The following is a 20,873-nucleotide window of genomic DNA, read 5'->3' on the forward strand; positions in this document are numbered from 1 at the left end:
CTTCTTTCATATTTTTTATCGTCCTTTAATCACAATAAATAAGGCAATAAGTACACAAGTAACGCCAAGAATGGTAAAGATTGGATGTTGTGAAAATGTTCGTGCCATTGGTTTAAACAGTTCTAAAATTGTTAAATTGCTAGTAATAAACTTTTTAAAATTGGCAAGGCCTTCGCTAATATAGTTCGTTAAAGTTTCAAAATGACTACCAGCTAATAATCCAAGAACAGTTATTAAGATAAAAATAATAATTAGTTTAAACATCGTTAGTTACCTTGTTTTATTTTTTTATTTCTTTGTTTTCAATTAATTTTATTTGGATTTATTGGTTTTATTTGTTTTTTAACTTTTCCTCACGCACTTAAACGACCACTATTTTTAACGGCATATTGGCGTTGCTTTTCTAAATTAACTTGTTGACTGCCAAAACCAAGAATAATTGCCATAAGAAATTCTACAGCAAGCGTTAAGAATAAGGGAAATATTAGTTGAATTTTTGTTCCCGGCACTTCAAGACTTCAAATTAAATCAAAAACTTTATAAAGCATTTGGGCAAGAAAGTCGGCCATTTTTGCGAGATTTTCCATTTTTTATTGTTCCTTTTCTTTCATTTTTCTTAAAAATTTGCTAAATTTATCCATTTTTAAGTATTCTAAGTCTTCTAAATCAATTGCCGTATCAGTATAGTATTTATCTTCATAATCAGGATTTACTTTTGAATTTAAGTAATCTCTTAAAAATGCTAGGTAAAAAGAATTGTAAGTATTAAGTATTGGTAGGGGAATTTTTAGTTTAAAAAAATAAATATCAAGTTCAGGAATATCCCGGTATTTAATGCGACGACCCTTTTTACTATTTTTAGCATCAATTAAGGTGTTTCGTCAGCGTTCATATTCTTCAATGCTAGTAAAGGTGCCATAGATGACTTTTAAGTAGGGTCGAAAAATATTAACGGGTTTTTTACGAATGCCCACAATCACATTATTGGCAATATCACGAACTTTAACTCAAATATGTTTATCTCTTTGACCGCTAGCAAGCACAATATGACCGAAATGCCGTGCCAGAGCGAAATATTCTTGAATACCGGTTTCTTCATTTTTGGTATTATTTTTTTCTCAATCAGTTCCTTCTAAAAATAAATTGGTTTCATCTCACAAAAGTAAGGTTTTGTCTGGCAATACCGGATAATCAAAGTCTAATAATCCCATATGTCCTAAACTTAATTTTTGAGTTTCTAGTAATGGAAAGGTTGAGGCGATGTGATATTTCTTCTTTTTTAGTAATTTTGATGCGTATACTAGAAAAGCGGTTTTTCCAGTTCCCAATGAACCTATCACAATATTTAATGGTGAATTTTTTAAGAAATTAATAACTTTGTTAATTTGTGTTAAATTACCAATTTTAAAAAGGAAAATTAAAATACAACCCGCTAAAAATAAATAGCTCACAATGTTTTTAAAATAACCGTTGTAAATATATCAAATTGCTCCGCAATGTCATAAAATTAAAAATGAGGTGCGATTTAATTCAATAAAATGGTTATTTTTTTCTATTATTCATTTGCAAAATTTCATCTTGCACCTCACTTTATTTTTTTGTTAGCGTACAGCTCCAAGTAATTTTTCAAACATTTTAAAGCAAATAAAGAATATTGCCAAAATAAATGGAAAAATGAATATTCAGTAGTCAGCAAAGAAGTTACCGACTTGTGGCATATTAACAGCAATAATTTCTCACATTTTAGTAAACGCTGTTATAATTGCATTTCACAATTTAGTCATCGCGTCACTAGCTGTTATTTTTTCTACTGTTGCTGGTGCATCGGCCAAGAAAATTCCAAACATATAATCACCCCCTTTCTTTTTAAAACATTCATCATTTATATTCAAAGTTTTTCTTAAATTTGTTAAAACCACGATTAACCTTAACACGATTGTGTTTTTTCCTAATTAATTTTGAATTTCTTTGTGAATGCATCACAATTTAGCTTCGCGACATTACTTTTGCTTCTATCTAAATACTGATATGGTTTTTCAAAGTAGCATTAGAATAAATCACACCATAACTGCTGTCAAGAATCAAAAAGCAATGTTTGCTATTAAAAGTCAAAGTGGCTCTTCAGTTAAATTAATTTCTTTACCACCAGTAATATGAGCTGGAATAGTTGTAATTTGAATAAATAAATCTCAGAAAGTTTGTTTAATTTGTTCTCAATTAAATTCTTTTAAGTTTATTGTCATTTTTTATCTCCCAAAAATCATTTTTATTGGTAAATACATAATTGAAATTAAGGCGAAAAGAAAAGTAATGATAATAATTAATCCGGCAATAAACGCAACTTGTGCAGGCATTTTTTCTATCGGAACAAACAGTTCTAAGAATTCCATGATAATTTTTCAAAACATTATTTTTTATCCGCGTTATTGTTTTTTGAATTAGGAGCTTTAACTCATTCTTCAAAGCGAGCAATAAATACTTTTTCGTCTTTTGTAAAATTACCAGTATTACTTTTAATGGCATTTTTATATTTAATTCGCATTTTTATTTTGGCATAAATTTTATAAGCAAAATATGCCAATAGCATTATGCAAATGATAATAAATATTATTCCAATCGCAATATTCATTTTTAAACTCCTTTAAAATAGTTATAATTTATATCTTTTTTGTTGTTTTCTTTTTCGGCAATGAAGAAGCCTAATAATTCTTGGCCTTTAATTAACTTGGTTTCTTGCTCTTGTTGATTAATTGAAATTACTTGATATTTACTATCTTTTATTATTCCGATGCAAATTGAATTTTCATATTTTCCTTTATAAACAAATCGCTTTGGAAACCAAATACCGATTTGTTCACTAAATCACGGAATTTTTGGGGCTTTAATAAGCATTGCGTTTTGTGTTTCTTTTAAGAGATATTTCTTAGTATTTAAGAAAATGTTTTCAATGTTTTTCATAATAAATTACCTCTCTTATAAATAAACTAAGTTATATTAACTAAGTTGTTAGTTAACTTAGTTTTTTAAACACTTATATATCGCAGATTTAAGTGTTTAACAAACTTTGTTACTGAATTTTGTTTTTTAATTAGATAAAGATTTTAATAATTTTAAACTTAGCATACCCCTATATAGAAATTTTTACACTTTAACATCCGCATCCTACCCTTGGAACTAATTTAATAGCGTGTATATTTTTAGGAAATCCACCCATTCATTTTTTTATTGCAAAACGAAACAAATTGCTATAGTTAATAGGATGTTATCTATTAACTGGTAAACTTCTTTTGGTTATGGCGACCACCCACAATTTATCGTGCTTTAATACATACCAACATTATTAATTCACTTGTATTTAATTTTCAAAGAACAAATTTTTAACATCTTATAAAATAAAAAGACAATCATTGCTGACTGTCTTAATACTTATTCAAATCTTTTCCCACCTAACAAAACTTTATGCGTCCGAGTCTTACTTTTTAAAAAATAGTGTATAAATTAAGTTATAATAATTGTGAATTAAGTTTAAGGAGGGAAATTAAAATGAAAAGAAAAACAATTAGTTACAGTGATGAAATGATTAAATGTGGTGTAGAGTTAAATAAGAAAAATAAGTTTATGAAAGCAATTTCTAAATTATTGGTTAAAGATTAAAATAATTAAATATGTTTACGCGAGGTTGGATTTTTAATTTGGTTTTACCAATGGATAGTAAAAATAATAAATAAAAAGCATCCTTATAAAATATGTTATATTTATAGATAACTGATTGCCCCCAGAGTTTTTTTAAAAAATAGTGTATAAATTAAGTTAATAATTGATAGGGGGTGTCTTAATCATGGAAAATAATAATGTTATGGATATGGCAAAATATTTAATTCATAAAAATCCAGCTTTATTTAACTCAAAACAACTTTTTAAAAAAAATGACTTAAAAATGTATAAGGGGGAATTTATGCTTCATAAATTGCTTCATTTAGCACAAGTTTTTCATTTATTAATTAAGAATAAACCTTTATTTAGTGTAAACGAAGAAGTAGCTTATAATAATGGACCTGTTATTATAAGTATTCGCAAACAACATAATAAACCTTTAATTTTTAATACAAAAAGCGAAATTAATTTAAGTAAAGAAATTAAAAGTTTTATTGATAATATTTATTTATTTTTTGAAGACGCAAACCCTGATGAACTATTTGAAATAACACATTATGATCAATGCTGAAAGGAAGCATTTCAAAAAAGTGAAAAAAATATTGACGACGGTAAAATGGATGTTAGAAATTATATTGATTTTTATAAAAAAGAATATAAGATTGCAATAGATCATTTTTCTGAGTTGTATTTGTAGATTTATATTTAGAAAGATTAAAATAATTAATATGTTTAAGTTGGGTTCAATTTTTAATTTGGTTTTACCAATGGATAGTAAAGATAATAAAAAGCATCCTCATATTTTAATTTGTTATATAAATAACAATAGTTTTTGTTTACTTTCAAAAATAGTATTTTATAAAAAAATAAAAACAGTAGCACCTTTTAATTGTATTCCTATTTTTAAAAAGGATTTCCCGTGCTTGAAAAATGATAGCATGCTAAGCGGAAACACATTAATAAAGTTAGAATTTGATAAAAATAGTTTAAACAATTATATTTTAAAGTGTTCTTTAAAATATAATTGTAAATATTGCCCATTTAAATCGCACCTCATTTTGGATATGGAGCATAAGGCATTTAAAAAACATGTTACGAATTGTTTTAAAAATGTTGAAGAAAATAAAAATTTCCGTTACAAGACTTTTTTACTTGAAGACTTAAAAAATTATAATTAAATTATATAAAATAAATTTTTATTTTGTTTTCCACGAATAAACTGTCTTACAGCATATAACGCATAAAAGTCTGCATCATAAGGATCGAGATACATTTTTGGGTCAGGAACATTAGTGCGTTTTTCATCATATCGTAATTCTTCGTAGCATTTGGCAGTAAAAGGATTATTCTGTAAATTTATATGACAATTACCAAATCCAAACAAATTACGCATTCAAATAACGCGGTCTGTTAAACCGGCTTCTTTGGTTAATGGTGTTGTGTGCTTAATGGCTGTGCTGGTACGAATGTTAAAACTATAATCTTCGATTAATTTTGTTTTAATTCATTCCATAGCGGTTTTTGCTTTATCATCATAATTAAAAATAACATGATCAAAATTATAAAAATTTGCTCTTAAAGTCATGATTTCTTCTATAAAATAACTAATTTTTTCATTTTCAGAAAAATTATCTTCGGGGGTTACAACAATTTCACATATTAAATATGGATCGTAAAGTTCAGTTTTTTTATATTCTTGAAATCCCCAAAATTTTAGCACAGTATGATCGATTGGCCCAGTTGCTCAATCAACCCCGATACTATAAAAATCAAATTTATACATATCAATAGTGGCAACATAAAAATCTTTTAAATCGTATTTTTGTGTATATTTTAAATGTTTTCGAAACGGAAAGATAGTACTATCACTGTCTGAGTACTCAAAATCATATTTTACAATAGCATATTCATCGGGGTTATCTTTTTTAAGTTGGTTTACTTTTTTTCTTGAAATTTCTGGCAATTTATTTCAAGTGGAGTCTAATGTTAGTCTTAAAACAAAAATTCCTAAACCCTCAAATTCTTTTTCATTTTCGTATCAGACTTTACCAGTTTCTTTTAATAAATTCATTATCTTGTCGTTTAATGGTAAAAATGGCGTACAGTATTTTTCATAAAATGGGTGATATTTATCATAGGGATTGCAAGTGAACGCGACAAAAAAACTTTTTCATAAGTAGCGAGTTTCTTGTTGTCCTGTCATTTTATCAACAAAGGTTCAAGAAAGTTCTTTTATGGGTTTGTCAGAAATTTTAATCCGATTGCTACGAAACATTGACATTTGTAAACGCTCATATCTATAAATTAGTTGTTTATCAGTCAAAGTTTCTTTTTCTTCTGCCATAATTATTTCGTCAGTTCGTGAACACAAAAAACTAGAACCTTTTACAGCTGTTCCAAAAATTCTATTACCGTTGGCATAACCAATAAAAGTTATTCGTTGATTGGAAGGAAAAATTATTTCTCCGCCCTCTTTATTCAATTTTCAAACTATCCCAGTCGCCTTAGAGTGCTCAGGTCCAATTTGAACGCCATATTTTTCTTCTAAATATTGACATAAATTATGTAAATCAGCAATTGTTGTTTCAGGATGTGTATTTTCATAGCGTCGCACTTCTTGAGCGGATGTATCTGTAAAGTTACAACAAATTCATAAATCCCAAGCTAAACAGTTTCAAGTTTTAAAGGTCATTCTAGCGGTAGGTACAAATCTATAAAAACATCTAGTTGTAAAATATTCTGCCCAATCATCGCCAACTAGCTCCTTAAAAATTTCTCAAGTAAAACCAAAGTTATTGTCACTAAAATTTAAGTCATATTTTTTATTTAATTGTGAGTAATTAGTTATTTTTTTCATTATACTAATTATTATCTATGGATATTAACTGTTTTATGTGTTTGATATAGAAAAAATAAAAAAGGAAATAGAAAATGAAGTATATTGTGCCTAAAAATGATTTAGCAGATTTAAAAGCTAAATTACAATCTTGAATGACTACGATTTATCATGAAAAATATTATCATAAAGTAAAAAAATGAGTAAGTAAATATCTCAATTTATGTACCAACTTATATATGAATAATACAGATAACATATCTGTAAATAAATTGATTAAAAAATATTTTCGTGGTAGTAAAATGACATTTTATATTTGAGCTAAAAAAATTATTAATGGTTATTATCAAGACAACTTTTATGAATTGCAATTCAAATCAACAACACCAAAAAATATTAAATATCAATTTTCATTAGAAACCAGAAAACAAATTTGTGATTATTACTTTGATTACAAATTTGTAGGTGCGGGCGGTGTATTATCGCTTTATCATAATATTCATCAAAAAAATGTGCATGATATCGATACAAATAATGTCCCCAAATCAATTAATACTTTTTATCGTTGAATTAAACAAGACAAACGCTATGGAGAAATAAAAACGCAAATGAAAAAAGCAAAACGCCATTTTAAGCGCTACGAAGTTTCAGATATTGGACTACTGCAAATGGATGCTAAAGTGTTTACTGATAAAAATTTTCCTATTGCTAAGCATAGATTATATGTTTATGATTTCATTGACGAAATAACAAGAATTGCTTTTGGATATGTGTATGATAGTTTAGGAACCAATAATGCCATTAATGCCATGCAAAGAGCAATGAAAGATTTTGGCGAACTTGGCACATAACAATTAAACGCATTCGCACTGATAATGCTCCGGAATTCACTACTACTAATTGAAGTAATAAAAAAGCATACAAAGTAAAAGAAAGACCTTTTACAACCTTTCTTTCAAAAAATGGAATTATCCATGAAACCACACCAATCCGTTCTCCTCAGAGCAACGGAAAGATTGAACGGTTTCACCGTAATTATAATAGTTTATTTTGGTTTAAAAAATGTGGTTTTGAAATAAAATTTGATGTTAAACAATTACAAATTCAATTTGAATGAGTGGTACACATTTTATAATTTCAAACGAAAACATAAAAGCTTGAATTACAAAACTCCATTTGAAACTTTAAATAAATTTATTATTGCAAAATAATTATTTAAAAAATAATAGAAACTCGTGAAAAATGTTTTAATTTGGTTAATTTTGAATTAAATATTTTTTATTGTGAATAAAATTAATTTTTTTAATTTTAATAATACAAAATATGGTATTATTAAATCAATTAAGAGAAGCATAGTCTAATAACTGTGTGTGATTTACAAACCATATCAAAGTATGTATTGATTTAAAAGTATAATTAGTATAAAATTATATAGTTTTAGTTATGAAAAACAAGGGGGATTTGTTAATGGCATTTAAGATGAAGCATTTTGGAGATTATGTTCAAAGAAGAGATTATTCCAAGGTTTCAGGGAAATTAGAATTACCCAATTTGATTGAAGTACAAACTGATAATTATCAATGATTTATGAAAGATGGCATTCAGGAGGTTTTTGATGAAATATTTCCAATAACTGACCCTGAAGGGAAGACAACATTATCATTATTAAGTTGAGAAGTAAAAAAACCACGACGCAACTTAAAACAAGCACAAGAAGAATCAAAGATTTATGAAGTACCAATTTATGCTAAATTGCAACTAACTGTTATTAAAGATGATGAAAGAATTAATAGTCAAATTGCTAAAACGCCAGATCAAGCAATGTTATTACGAGTAAGAGAAGAATTTGGCTTTAAAAATCCAGTATTATCAAAACAAGATGATAATGTTTTTTATTTTGAAGATATTAATGCTGAAGATAAAATTGCTGTTGAAATTATTATTAAAAAGCAAGATGAAGAAGAAATGTTAGTTGATTATACCCTTTGAAGAGCTGGTGAAGTTTTTTTAGGTGATTTTCCGTTAATGACTGATAAAGGGACTTTCATTATTAATGGTAGTGAAAAGGTTGTTGTTTCTCAATTAGTAAGGTCACCAGGAAGTTATTACAAAAAAAATATTGATCCGAAAACAGGAAAAATTATTTATTTTAATGATATTATCCCTTCGCGGGGGACATGATTAGAGTTTGAAAGTCATATTAAAAAGGTTAAAACTAAACAAAATAATTTATATAAACATATTTTTCAAGTAAAAATTGATAAGTCACGAAAAACTAATGCTACTGTTTTGTTTACAGCATTAGGTTTAAAAAAAGATGATTTATTAGCATTGTATAATGATGATCAGTTATTATTTGACACTTATGAAAGTGATTATATTAGTGGTTTAGAAAAAGACAGTTGAGAATTTGCGGTTCAAGAAATTTATAAAAAAATTCGATCAGGGGAAACAGCGACTGTTGATGGTGCTAGTAAGTTTCTTTTTGGATTATTATTTGATAAAAGAAAATATAACTTAACTAAAGCCGGCCGATTTAAATTGATTCAAAAGCTATCAATTGTTGATCGGTTATTAAATCGGCTTTTGGCTGAAGATATTAAAGATATTAAAGGTAATGTTGTTTTTAAAAAGGGATATTTAATTACTAAAAAAGATTTAGAATTGTTGCATACGATTTTAAATGCTGGGGCAATGTTGCAAGAAATTAATTTTCATCCGGATATTAAAAGTCATAATAAAATTCAAAGAGTTTTAGTTTATGCTAATAATGAAATGATTAATCCTGATGATAGTATTGCAATTTTAGGTGTTGATCCAAGTAATAAAACAGAACATATTACGATTCCCGATATTATTGCTTCTTTTTCATATTTATTAAATATTACTAAAAGTTTAGGAAATATTGATGATATTGATCATTTAGGTAATCGTCGTGTGCGAACAGTTGGTGAGTTATTACAAAATCAATTTCGGATTGGGATGGCAAGAATTGAAAAAAATGTTAAAGAAAAGATGTCAACTGCTGATAGTTCTGTTATTAAGCCATCAAATATTATTAATAATAAACCCTTAACAGCTGTTATTGGTGAGTTTTTTAACTTATCACAGTTATCACAGTTTATGGATCAAACTAATCCGTTATCAGAATTAACTAATAAAAGAAGAATTACTGCTTTAGGTCCGGGGGGATTATCTCGTGAACGAGCCGGTTTAGAAGTTCGGGATGTGCATTACTCGCATTATGGTAGAATTTGTCCGATTGAAACTCCTGAAGGACCAAATATTGGTTTAATTAATAATTTATCAACTTATGCTCATATTAATAAATATGGTTTTATTGAAACACCATATCGGAAAGTAAATAATGGGGTTGTATCTGAAGTTAATCATTATTTAACGGCTGATCAAGAAAAAAATTATGTTATTAGTCAAGCAAATATTGCGATTGATGATCAAGGAAAGATTATTGAAAAACAAGTGGTTGCTCGTTTTAGTGGTGAAAATATTATTGCTACTAACAATGAAGTTGATTATATTGATGTTTCACCACGACAAATTGTTTCCATTGCGACATCTTGTATTCCTTTTTTAGAAAATGATGATGCTAACCGTGCTTTGATGGGTGCTAATATGCAACGCCAAGCAATTCCTTTAATTAAACCACAATCACCGTTAGTAGGTACAGGTGTGGAACATGCAGCTGCTAGAGATTCGGGATTAGCAATTATTTCTTTAGATGATGGAATTGTTGATTATGTTGATAGCAAAAAAATTACCGTTAAACATAAAGACCGCGTTAAAGTGTATGAATTAAATAGTTTTGATCGCAGTAATAGTGGTACAGCTTTAATTCATTCTCCATTGGTAAAACTTGGTGATACTGTTAGCAAAGGACAAATTTTAGCTGATGGTGCTTCAATGGAAAAAGGTGAATTAGCGTTAGGTCAAAATGTTATGGTGGCATTTACAACTTGAAATGGTTATAACTATGAAGATGCGATTATTATTAGTGAACGCTTAGTATATGATGATGTTTTTACATCAATTCATATTGAAGAATATACTATTGAACGTCGCCAAACAAAACAAGGTGAAGAAGAAATAACTCGTGAAATTCCCAATATTCCAGATAGTATGCGTCGTTATTTAGATGTTGATGGCATTGTAATGGTTGGTGCGGAAGTTAAAGAAGGTGATATCCTTGTTGGGAAAGTAACCCCTAAAGGACAAACCCAATTGTCAGCAGAAGATAAATTATTGCAAGCTATTTTTGGTGAAAAATCTCGTAATGTTAAAGATAATTCTTTAATTGTTCCAAATGGTGGTGCGGGAATTATTCAAGCTGTGAAAAGATTTTCTCGTAAAGATGGGCATGATTTACCAGTTTCGGTATTAGAAATTGTTAAAATCTATGTTGTTCAAAAACGAAAAATTCAAGAAGGGGATAAAATGGCGGGAAGACACGGTAATAAGGGTGTTATTTCTAAAGTTTTACCGATTGAAGATATGCCTCATCTTGTTGATGGAACACCCGTAGATATTATGTTAAATCCGTTAGGAGTTCCATCACGAATGAATATTGGTCAAGTATTAGAATTACATTTGGGAATGGCTGCTAAAAAGTTAGGGTTGAAAGTAGCTACTCCAGTTTTTGAAGGTGTAAGTAATGAAGAATTAATTGCTATTATGGCAGAAGCTAAGATGGATAATTTTGGAAAAGAAACTTTAATTGATGGTCAAACAGGTGAAACATTTGGTAATAAAATATCTGTTGGTGTAATGTATATGTTAAAACTATCACATATGGTGGAAGATAAAATTCATGCTCGGAATGTTGGACCATATTCTTTAATCACTCAACAACCATTAGGTGGAAAAGCACAAAATGGTGGACAAAGATTTGGAGAAATGGAAGTATGAGCTTTGGAAGCTTATGGGGCGGCTCATACTTTAAGAGAAATCTTAACAATTAAATCTGATGATATTATTGGAAGAACGAAGTTATATACTAAAATTGCTAAGGGTGAAAAATTGCCATTATCAGGAATTCCTGAGTCATTTAATGTTTTAATTAAAGAATTACAAGGTTTATCAATCAATGTTGTTTTAAAAACTAGAGATGGTAAAGAACATAAGATGTTAAATTATGAAGAAGATGAAGAAAGTAAATTTTAGAGAGGAAGAAATGATAAATGTTTAATGATCACAAAAACTTTAAAGAAATTAAAATTAGTTTAGCTTCTCCAGAAGATATTCGTTCTTGGTCGTATGGTGAAGTAACAAAACCAGAAACTATTAATTATAAATCATTAAAACCAGAAAAAGATGGTCTTTTTGATCAACGAATTTTTGGGCCGATTAAAAACTATGAATGTGAATGTGGAAAATATAAAAAAGAAAATAATCGTGGTAAAATCTGTGAACGCTGTGGGGTGCAATTAACAGAATCAATTGTTAGAAGAAAAAGAATGGGACATATTGAATTAGAAGATCCCGTATCACACATTTGAATGTTAAAAGCGTCACCTTCCCAAATTGCTTTGGCATTAAATATGCGTACTAAGGATTTAGAGGAAGTGATTTATTTTGTTTCTTATATTGTTTTAGATGCGGGTGATGCTAAAAATTTAAGGGATAAAATGGTTTTAGATTTAGGTAATGCTAAAACTTCACAAGAAACTCGTGAACGATTAATTAAAACTTTAGAAAATATTAAAAAAGATTTAACTGTGGAATCCATTGCTTTTGAAAGAGCACAAGGAATGATTGAAGATTTAAAAACTACTAATATTCCTTTTTCAATGGATGAATGTGCTCAATTTATTAATAGATATACTAATGCTAAATTTGGTATTGGTGCTGAGGCAATTGAACATTTACTTAAAAATTTAGATTTGAAAGAAGAAATTAAGAAAATTAAAAGAAAAATTCAAGGTAAAAAATCCCAAACGGATAAATTGAAATTAATGCGTTCTTTGAAAACTTTAAATGATTTTTTGCGTTCAGGAAATAAACCTGAGTGAATGATTTTACATGCTATTCCAGTGTTACCACCAGATATTAGACCAATTATTCAATTAGATGGGGGCAGATTTACCGCTTCAGAATTGAATGATTTATATCGTAAGATTATTATTAGAAATGAACGATTAAAGCGCGTTAAACAAATGGGAGCTCCTTCAATTATTATTAATAATGAAAAAAGAATGTTACAAGAAGCCGTTGATGCCTTAATTGATAATGATCGCAAAGCGCGCCCTGTAACCGGAAGAGATAAGCGACCGCTAAAATCATTAACAGCAATTTTAAAAGGAAAACAAGGGCGTTTTCGTCAAAACTTGTTAGGAAAACGAGTTGATTATTCTGGAAGAAGTGTTATTGCTGTTGGTCCAGAATTAAAAATGTATCAGTGTGGTTTACCACGCGATATGGCAATTGTTCTTTTTAAACCATTTATTATTGCTGAATTATTAAGAGATGCTAAAGAAAATAATAGTAATTTAACTTATAAGATGGCAGAAAAGATGATTGATCAACGCGATGAACGCGTATGAGATTATTTAGAAGTAGTTATTAAAGAGCGTCCAGTATTATTAAATCGAGCACCAACACTGCATCGTTTAGGAATTCAAGCTTTTGAACCGAAGTTAGTAAAAGGGAAAGCAATTCGTTTGCATCCATTAGTAACACCAGCATTTAATGCTGATTTTGATGGTGACCAAATGGCAGTTCATGTGCCGATAACACCAGAAGCTGTTGCTGAAGCGCGATATTTAATGTTAGGTTCAAAAAATATTTTAGGACCGAAAGATGGAAAACCAATTGTAACGCCAACTCAGGATATGGTTTTAGGAAATTATTACTTAACTTTTGAAAGTAAAGGTAAAATTGGTGAAGGAAATATTTATCGGAATTTTGATGATGCTGTTTTAGCTTATGATAATAAACAATTACATTTACATGCGATAATTGCTATTCCGGTTAATGCTATGGATGATAAGATTAAGGTTAATGATAGTAAAAATAAGGTATTAATAACAACGGTTGGAAAGTTAATTTTTAATAAAATTTTTCCTGTTGATTTTCCTTATTTTAATGAACCAACAGCAGAAAATCTTGATTATTTAGATGACCGTCATATTATTTTAATTACTGAAGATATCCGAAAATTTATTGCATCACGAGAAACAATTTCTCCATTTAAGAAAAGTAGTTTATCAAATATTATTACTAATTTTTTTAAGAAATATGGAACACAAAAAACTGCTGAAATGTTAGATAATATGAAAAATTTAGGATTTAAATTTTCAACAATTTCTGGTGTTACGATTTCGGCACAAGATATGCAAGCATATGATGGTAAAAAGGAATACTTTGTTGAAGCTGATAAATATATTGCTCAAGTTCAAGAATTTTATCGTTTAGGAATGATAACTGAACGCGAAAAACATAAATTAATTGTTGAAAAATGATCGGATGTTAAGGATTTAATTCAAAAGAAATTAGAAATAGTGTTAAAGCAAGATATTAATAATCCGATTACGATTATGACTGATTCGGGTGCGCGGAGTAATCTTTCTAACTTTACACAGTTAGTAGGGATGCGAGGATTAATGAATAATCCTAAGGGAGACGTTATTGAATTACCGATTCGTTCTTCTTTTATAGAAGGAATAAAGGTTCTTGAGTTCTATATAACTACGCATGGGGCGAGAAAAGGAATGGCTGATATGGCTTTAAAAACAGCTGATTCTGGTTATTTAACAAGAAGGTTAGTAGATGTTGCTCAAGAAATTATTGTTACTGAAGAAGATTGTCAATCAGAAAAAGGATTCTTAATTAGTGATATTGTAGATACGAAAAATAATAATATTATTGTGCCCTTACGGGACCGTGCTTTTGGACGATTTACAAAGTCAGCGGTAATTAACAAAAATGGTAAGGAAATTGCTCCTGCTAATACTTTAATTACTGAAGATATTAATGATAAAATTGAAAGAAATAATATTACGCAATTTGAAATTCGTTCCGTTTTAACTTGTGATGCTTCAAAGGGCGTATGTAAAAAATGTTATGGACTTAATTTAGCAACGGGTGCAATTGTTGATATTGGTGAAACTGTTGGGATTGTTGCAGCCCAATCAATTGGTGAACCAGGGACACAATTAACTATGCGAACTTTCCATACAGGTGGTGTTGCTGGTGGTTTAGATATTACTCAGGGGTTACCAAGAATTAAAGAGTTATTAGATAATACGATTCCTAAGGGAGCAGTTGCCATTATTTCTGAAATTGATGGTACAGTTCAAGAAATAAATGAAGAAAATGGTATTAATATTATTACTGTTGTATCTGAACATAATGAAAGAAAATATAAAACTCCTTATAACTCCAATATTCGTGTTAAAGTTGGTTCGCTAGTTAAAGCTGGTCAAAAATTAACTGAAGGAGCAATTAATGTTAAACATTTATTAGAAATTGCTGGAATTAAAGAAGTTCAAGAATATATTTTAAAAGAAGTTCAAAAAGTGTATCGTTTGCAAGGAATTCAAATTTCTGATAAATATATTGAAATTATTATTAAACAAATGTTAAATAAAATTCAAATTATTGATGGTGGCGATAGTGACTTATTAGTTGGGGAAACAGTTACGATTAAAGAATTTAAAGATATTGTTGGTAAGTTATTATCAGAAGATCGTCGTCCGCCTTATGGATTTCCAATTATGTTTGGTATTAAAAAAGCACCATTGGAATCGAATTCTTTCTTATCGGCAGCATCATTTCAAGATACTACACGCGTATTAACGAAAGCAATTATTAAAGGTAAAATTGATACTTTAGAAGGATTAAAAGAAAATGTTATTTTAGGTAATTTAATTCCTGTGGGGACAGGATTATTAGAATCCGAAGATATCATTGCTAGAGGAAAAATTGCTTATGAAGAAGAATATTAATAATTTAAATTATTAGATATTTTTTAAATATAAATTATTAAAGAAACGCCATTATTGTAAAGATAATGGTGTTTTGTTTTATTCAATTTTAGTAACTAATTGTTCGTAAGTTAAGGATTGTGGTTTTATGGGTAATTCTTTATTTTTAGGTAAATATCCGGCAGCGAGAACAACGGCAACATTGTATTCGTTAGGAGCGATATAAGTTATTTGTTTCTAAATAATTAATAATGTCAGCACCATCAAATCCTTCCATAGGACTAGTACCAATGCAATGCCTTTAGCAAAAGCACAAAGAATGATATTTTCTAATAAAATATATGCTTGTCGTTTAGCTCATTCTTCTGGGTCATTAATATATTTTTCTAAATAATTTATTAAGTTATTTTGTAATCGTTCAAATTTTTCATCAGAATTCTGATAACGCGTTTGATATCTTAAACGAAGAAAGGGACTATTTTTTGTAAAGGCATTTTTTTTATTAGTTAAAATTAAAAATAGATGTGAAGCGTTAAGGACTTGTTTTTGTTTTCATATTGAAAGGATGTAATTCTTGTTGTACTTTGTTATTACTAACAACGATAAGATGTCATGGTTCTGATCCAAATGCTGATGGTGAATGACGGGCTACTTCTAAGATTTCATTAATATCTTGTTCATTAATTTTTTGGGAATCATATTCTCGTCAAGAATGATGTGCTAAGAGGATTTCTTTTAGAATATCAAATTTATTCATAAGTTTACCTACTTTCTTGTAGTTATAATTATAAAACATTTTTTTACGAAGAGATAAATAAAGTTAAAAACTTAACTAATAATAAAATTAATGAAGGGGTTGTTACTTTTAAAATAAATTAATATTTGTTCAAAATAATTAATTTCTTTCTTTCATACTATATAATTAAATAAAAGGATATTGGAAGGAGGGAATTATAAATATGAAAGATAAAATTGCTATTGGATGTGATCACGCTGGATTTGTATTAAAAACTGCTCTTATTGAATATTTAAAAAATAATGAATATGAGGTTATTGATTTAGGAACTAATAGTGAAGAAGAACAAGTGGATTATCCTGATTATGCCAAATTAGTTGGTAAAGAAGTAGGAAATGGTAATGCTAAGTATGGGATTTTAATTTGTGGCACAGGTATTGGAATAAGTATTAGTGCTAATCGCATGCCGAAAATTAGAGCGGCATTATGTTATGAAACAAAGTTAGCGACCTTAGCTCGCGAACATAATGATGCTAATATTTTAGTTTTAGGAGGAAGAATTATTGCGCCTCAAAAAGCGATTTGAATTTTAGAAGAATTTTTAAATACTAAATTTTCAAACCGCCATCAACAACGAGTTGAAAAAATTGAATTAGGAGATATTAAAAATGTTTAAAGATGATACCCAAATAAATGATGTTAGTTTAGAAGGAAAGGATATTGATTCAGAAATACAAAACATTAATCGCAAAACAAATGATATTGATCCCGAACTAAAAGCAGTTGTTAAAGAAGAACTTATTAGACAACAACGCCATGTGGAATTAATTGCTTCGGAAAATTATGTTTCGCTTCCTGTATTAAGATTAGCAGGTTCAATATTAACTAATAAATATGCTGAAGGATATCCGGGGAGAAGATATTATGGTGGTTGTGAATTTGTTGATAAAAGTGAAAATTTAGCAATTGAAAGATTAAAGACTTTATTTAATGCTGAGCATGCTAATGTCCAACCGCATTCAGGTAGTCAAGCTAATGCTGCTGCATATCAAGCGATTTTAAAGCCGAATGATATTGTTTTGGCAATGAATTTAGATGCCGGAGGTCATTTAACCCATGGACATAAATTGAATTTTTCAGGAATTGTTTATCAATTTCATGGTTATGGTGTTGATGAAAAGACGCAACAATTAGATTATGAAGCAATTAGACAACAAGCATTAGAACTTAAACCAAAATTAATTGTTGCGGGAGCCAGTGCATATTCAAGAACGATTGATTTTACTAAGTTTCGTGAAATTGCTGATGAAGTTGGAGCATTGTTAATGGTTGATATGGCTCATATTGCTGGTTTAATTGCTGCTGGATTACATCCAAATCCTGTAGTAGTAGCAGATATTGTAACAACAACAACACATAAAACATTACGCGGTCCAAGAAGCGGGGCAATTTTATGTAAAAAAGAATTAGCAAAAGCGATTGATCGGGCAGTATTTCCAGGTCAACAAGGAGGTCCTTTAGAACATATTATTGCTGCTAAAGCACAAGCATTTTATGAAGCGGCAACACCAGAATTTAAAGCATATCAACAACAAATTATGGCTAATTGTAAAGTTTTAGAAAATATTTTTAGAAAACATGATGTTAAATTAATTAGTGGTGGTACTGATAATCATTTAATGATTATTGATGTTAAAACATCATTTAATCGTATGGGGCAGGAATGTGAAAATATTTTGCATCAAATTGATGTTATTTGTAATAAAAATATGATTCCATTTGATAAAGAAAAACCAATGACTACGAGTGGCATTCGGATTGGAACAGCAGCGATGACCACTAGAGGTTGAAAAGAAAAGGAATTTGAACAATTAGCAAATATAATTATTAGTGTTCTTAAAGAAAATGGTGATACTGAAGAGAATATTGCTAAGCATAAACACCAAATTGGTATTTTATTAAAAGATTTTCCAATATATGAAAATTACCAATTATAAGTTTAATTTATAATATTTAGTAATTTAAGAGGTGGTATGTATTTTTAGGGAATTTTTACTATTGTATTCAACAACTCTGTTAAGTAGTGTTTCTAATGTTGCTAGCATTACGTGGTTAAACCAATCTTTGCAAGCAATTAATACTGATTTTAGTTGACGAGTTACTAATCGGAGTAAAAGTAATAATGGCTATTTACAAATTGAAGAAGGGCGCGTAAAGTTTTGTTAGGTGGAAAAATATTTGATTAATTTTGAAAGAAAAGTAACTACAATTTAATTATCGTTTTATTTGAAAAATAAGTAATAAAACAAAATATTTAATATTAATAAACATAATCTTAATAAAAGGTTATAAAAACTAAGTAAAATGCTTATAAAAACAACATTAAAATAATTTTTTACAACAAAAATCATACATAAGAAATATATACTTAATTTGAATATTGAAATAATTTATAGTAAATGATTATTTTTTCTTTTTTAAAAAATACCTAAGAAAACTAAACGCGACCTTTCTAATTTACTTTGTCAGTTTTAATAACTTTGATAGAATATATTTATTGTAGGGGTATAGTTCAATTGGTAGAACAGCGGTCTTCAAAACCGCGTGTTGTGGGTTCAAGCCCTGCTACCCCTGCCAATAAAATTAGTTATTAAGGATGATAGCAATATAAAAATAACCATTATTGGTATCATCCTACAAAGGATTATTTTTATATTTTTAATGAAGAATATTGCATTTTTTGGAAATTTTACCAAAATTTACCTGATGAAATGTTTTTGCGATATAATTCAAAATTATCAGGAAGATAATATAAATGAAATAAGGAGGCCATTTTGGAAGATTTTGATTTTATTAAGAAATTAAATCATATAAAATTTAATGAAGACAATGTTATTAATGCCAGCATTGCCACATTTATTTTAAATAACTTAGAACAAATTGATGAATGAACATCAACAAGTGTTGCTAATGCTTGTTTTACTTCTTCTAGTTCAATAATTCGCTTTTGTCAAAAATTAAATCTAAGTGGTTGAACTGAATTAAAGTATCAATTAAAAGTTGTTAATCAAAGAATTAGAAATTCAGGACGACAAGTTAATACTAATTTGCAATTGAAAAATAATGTTACCTATTTTTTTAATGAATATATGAAAGTAAGAGAGGAGGATAATAATCGATTATATTTAGATTTTATTAATAAAGATACTGATTTAATTGCTAAAAAAATTATTGATGCCAAAATAATCTTTATTTTTGGTTTTGGAATTTCATATTATTCCGCTATTTCTTTTACACAAAGATTAAGATGAGTAAATAAAAATGTTATTTGTGAGTATGATATTAATGTTATTTATTCATACTTGCCATTAGTTACTGATGATGATGTTGTTATTTGCATATCATTAAGTGGTACAAATAGTTTAATTGGTGAAATAATTGAAGAAGTAAAAGATAAAGCTTATTCAATTGGTATTTTTGCTAAAGAAACAAAATTAGTTAAAAGTTTTAAATCCTATTTTTTAATTAAATCTGAAGAAGAACAATTATGAAGTGTTTTTTCAATTAGATTGCAATTATTAATGCAATTATTAGATTTCTTGTATGCAAAAATAATTAATTTTAAGTTATAAATTAAAATAAAGGTGGGGATGAATTTAAATGAAATTTAAACATATTTTTAGTCTTAAATTTTATAGATAAGTATTGATAAAATAAAAAAAGTCATCAACCTGACTTTTAAAAATTAATTTTATTAAATTTTAGAATTAATGGTTATAAATTAAAATACAACAAGCTTGATTATTGATAAGGATTTAAACCATAATGTTGATATTTTCATTTTCATAAGTTGAGATAATCTTGAATGTTAGTAAACCCAATGCCATGATAATGAGTGAGAAATTCTTTTATACTGGATTGAACTTTGCTAACATTTTTTAAATTATAATAACTAGCTTTTTTAGAAGCATTATGTTTAACTTGTTTTAACTTACATTTAGTTTGTATTGCAACTAAATCATACAAGGGGTGCATATCTGTTTTTAAAAGCGAATTTTCTTTAATAAGTTTGTTAGTTAAATTATCTTCAACCCATTTTCGTTTTAGTCTTTTAGTATTGGTAACTTGTGCATAAATATTAAGGTTTTCATCAATAGCTACTTGAATACAACATTTTGTATTTTTAGCATTAGGTTCAATATAGAGTTTTCTTGGGTCATCTTTGGATTTAAAATTTCCTTTATGAATTTCTTTAATAAAAGTTTCATCAATTTCAATGATGCCACTAAGTTTCTTAAAAGATTTTTGAGTTTTTGCTAATTGTTTTGATTTCATTAATTTTTGACGATTAAATCATGCTGAAAGTGTTGAAGTGTTGATAAAACTAGCAATTATTCTTGAAGATTGTCCTAACATAGCAATTTTAATTAATAAATCTCATTGTTCATAAGAAAGTTTACTACGATAAGTAAAATGATTTCTAAACGCATCAAAACTACTTTTGCAATTTTTACATAAATATCTTTGCTTATCATTTTTAAACCCATTTTTTTACATATTTAAAGGATTTACAATCAGGACAAATTATACCCTTCTTTTTAAATTTATTATCAATAATTGCTTTTAATTTTGTCGAAAACTCTTGATAAAATAAAAAAATCATCAACTTGATAATTTTAAAAGGCTTTTATGTAAAATTACTATTTTT

17 protein-coding genes, 1 tRNA gene and 2 pseudogenes are annotated in these 20,873 nt (G+C 28.1%); 9 read left to right on the forward strand and 11 right to left on the reverse strand.

Annotated elements, in window-relative coordinates; all coding sequences use genetic code 4:
• Positions 1-15: 15 nt before the first annotated feature.
• From AAHM82_RS03690 to AAHM82_RS03720, 7 genes are all read right to left on the reverse strand, one after another.
• On the reverse strand, positions 16-264 hold the full coding sequence (locus AAHM82_RS03690; RefSeq protein ID WP_338968164.1) for a hypothetical protein: 249 nt from the start codon (positions 262-264) through the stop codon (positions 16-18).
• Between the two features lie 2 nt (positions 265-266).
• The gene (locus AAHM82_RS03695) at positions 267-587 is read right to left on the reverse strand and encodes a hypothetical protein (RefSeq protein ID WP_342263467.1); all 321 of its coding nucleotides are present in this window, start codon (positions 585-587) and stop codon (positions 267-269) included.
• 3 nt (positions 588-590) lie between these two features.
• Positions 591-1,577, reverse strand: coding sequence for a hypothetical protein (locus AAHM82_RS03700; RefSeq protein ID WP_342223784.1), 987 nt, complete (start codon positions 1,575-1,577; stop codon positions 591-593).
• A gap of 24 nt (positions 1,578-1,601) precedes the next feature.
• Positions 1,602-1,934 (reverse strand): hypothetical protein, encoded by a 333-nt coding sequence (locus tag AAHM82_RS03705; RefSeq protein WP_342263466.1) that lies wholly within the window; start codon positions 1,932-1,934, stop codon positions 1,602-1,604.
• 78 nt (positions 1,935-2,012) lie between these two features.
• Positions 2,013-2,243: a hypothetical protein gene (locus AAHM82_RS03710; protein ID WP_342263465.1), complete on the reverse strand. Its 231-nt coding sequence runs from the start codon at positions 2,241-2,243 to the stop codon at positions 2,013-2,015.
• A gap of 164 nt (positions 2,244-2,407) precedes the next feature.
• Entirely contained in the window at positions 2,408-2,629 is a 222-nt protein-coding gene (locus AAHM82_RS03715; protein WP_342263464.1) for a hypothetical protein, read from the reverse strand.
• A gap of 2 nt (positions 2,630-2,631) precedes the next feature.
• Positions 2,632-2,958 carry a hypothetical protein gene (locus AAHM82_RS03720; protein WP_342263463.1) on the reverse strand — a complete coding sequence of 109 codons (327 nt, stop codon included), beginning with the start codon at positions 2,956-2,958 and terminating at the stop codon, positions 2,632-2,634.
• 880 nt (positions 2,959-3,838) lie between these two features.
• Between AAHM82_RS03720 and AAHM82_RS03725 the strand changes: the two genes are divergently transcribed.
• The gene (locus tag AAHM82_RS03725; protein ID WP_342264558.1) at positions 3,839-4,351 is read left to right on the forward strand and encodes a Panacea domain-containing protein; all 513 of its coding nucleotides are present in this window, start codon (positions 3,839-3,841) and stop codon (positions 4,349-4,351) included.
• A gap of 31 nt (positions 4,352-4,382) precedes the next feature.
• Entirely contained in the window at positions 4,383-4,832 is a 450-nt protein-coding gene (locus tag AAHM82_RS03730) for a hypothetical protein (RefSeq protein ID WP_342264559.1), read from the forward strand.
• On the opposite strand, the gene AAHM82_RS03735 is transcribed toward AAHM82_RS03730, so the two are convergent.
• Positions 4,829-6,511, reverse strand: coding sequence for a hypothetical protein (locus AAHM82_RS03735; RefSeq protein ID WP_342264560.1), 1,683 nt, complete (start codon positions 6,509-6,511; stop codon positions 4,829-4,831). The two genes, AAHM82_RS03730 and AAHM82_RS03735, sit on opposite strands and share 4 nt — an antisense overlap.
• Positions 6,512-6,585: 74 nt before the next feature.
• Between AAHM82_RS03735 and AAHM82_RS03740 the strand changes: the two genes are divergently transcribed.
• From AAHM82_RS03740 to rpoC, 3 genes and pseudogenes are all read left to right on the forward strand, one after another.
• Complete coding sequence (locus AAHM82_RS03740) at positions 6,586-7,341, forward strand: hypothetical protein (RefSeq protein ID WP_342264561.1); 756 nt, start codon at positions 6,586-6,588, stop codon at positions 7,339-7,341.
• A 616-nt stretch (positions 7,342-7,957) separates the two neighbouring features.
• A pseudogene (locus tag AAHM82_RS03745) lies at positions 7,958-11,653 on the forward strand (DNA-directed RNA polymerase subunit beta); the annotation flags it as partial.
• 32 nt (positions 11,654-11,685) lie between these two features.
• A complete protein-coding gene (gene rpoC / locus AAHM82_RS03750; protein ID WP_342264563.1) occupies positions 11,686-15,450 on the forward strand; it encodes a DNA-directed RNA polymerase subunit beta' in 3,765 nt (1,254 codons plus the stop codon).
• A gap of 511 nt (positions 15,451-15,961) precedes the next feature.
• Here the strand turns inward: rpoC and AAHM82_RS03755 are convergent.
• The gene (locus AAHM82_RS03755) at positions 15,962-16,186 is read right to left on the reverse strand and encodes a nitroreductase family protein (protein WP_342264564.1); all 225 of its coding nucleotides are present in this window, start codon (positions 16,184-16,186) and stop codon (positions 15,962-15,964) included.
• Between the two features lie 202 nt (positions 16,187-16,388).
• Between AAHM82_RS03755 and rpiB the strand changes: the two genes are divergently transcribed.
• From rpiB to AAHM82_RS03775, 4 genes are all read left to right on the forward strand, one after another.
• Positions 16,389-16,841 (forward strand): ribose 5-phosphate isomerase B, encoded by a 453-nt coding sequence (gene rpiB, locus AAHM82_RS03760; RefSeq protein WP_342264565.1) that lies wholly within the window; start codon positions 16,389-16,391, stop codon positions 16,839-16,841.
• On the forward strand, positions 16,834-18,162 hold the full coding sequence (gene glyA, locus AAHM82_RS03765; RefSeq protein WP_342264566.1) for a serine hydroxymethyltransferase: 1,329 nt from the start codon (positions 16,834-16,836) through the stop codon (positions 18,160-18,162). The genes rpiB and glyA overlap by 8 nt, the downstream gene beginning before the upstream one ends.
• A 564-nt stretch (positions 18,163-18,726) precedes the next feature.
• Positions 18,727-18,802, forward strand: a tRNA-Trp gene (locus AAHM82_RS03770).
• Between the two features lie 197 nt (positions 18,803-18,999).
• Complete coding sequence (locus tag AAHM82_RS03775; RefSeq protein WP_342264567.1) at positions 19,000-19,797, forward strand: MurR/RpiR family transcriptional regulator; 798 nt, start codon at positions 19,000-19,002, stop codon at positions 19,795-19,797.
• 169 nt (positions 19,798-19,966) lie between these two features.
• Here AAHM82_RS03775 and AAHM82_RS03780 read toward each other — a convergent pair whose 3' ends face one another.
• Both AAHM82_RS03780 and AAHM82_RS13135 read right to left on the reverse strand, forming a co-directional pair.
• Positions 19,967-20,581, reverse strand: a complete 615-nt coding sequence (locus AAHM82_RS03780) for an IS1595 family transposase (RefSeq protein WP_342264568.1) — start codon at positions 20,579-20,581, stop codon at positions 19,967-19,969.
• A 75-nt stretch (positions 20,582-20,656) separates the two neighbouring features.
• Positions 20,657-20,713 (reverse strand): annotated as a pseudogene (locus AAHM82_RS13135) (IS1/IS1595 family N-terminal zinc-binding domain-containing protein); the annotation flags it as partial.
• Between the last annotated feature and the right edge of the window lie 160 nt (positions 20,714-20,873).

The organism is Spiroplasma endosymbiont of Clivina fossor (genome assembly GCF_964031115.1).
GTDB lineage: Bacteria > Bacillota_I > Bacilli_A > Mycoplasmatales > Nriv7 > Nriv7.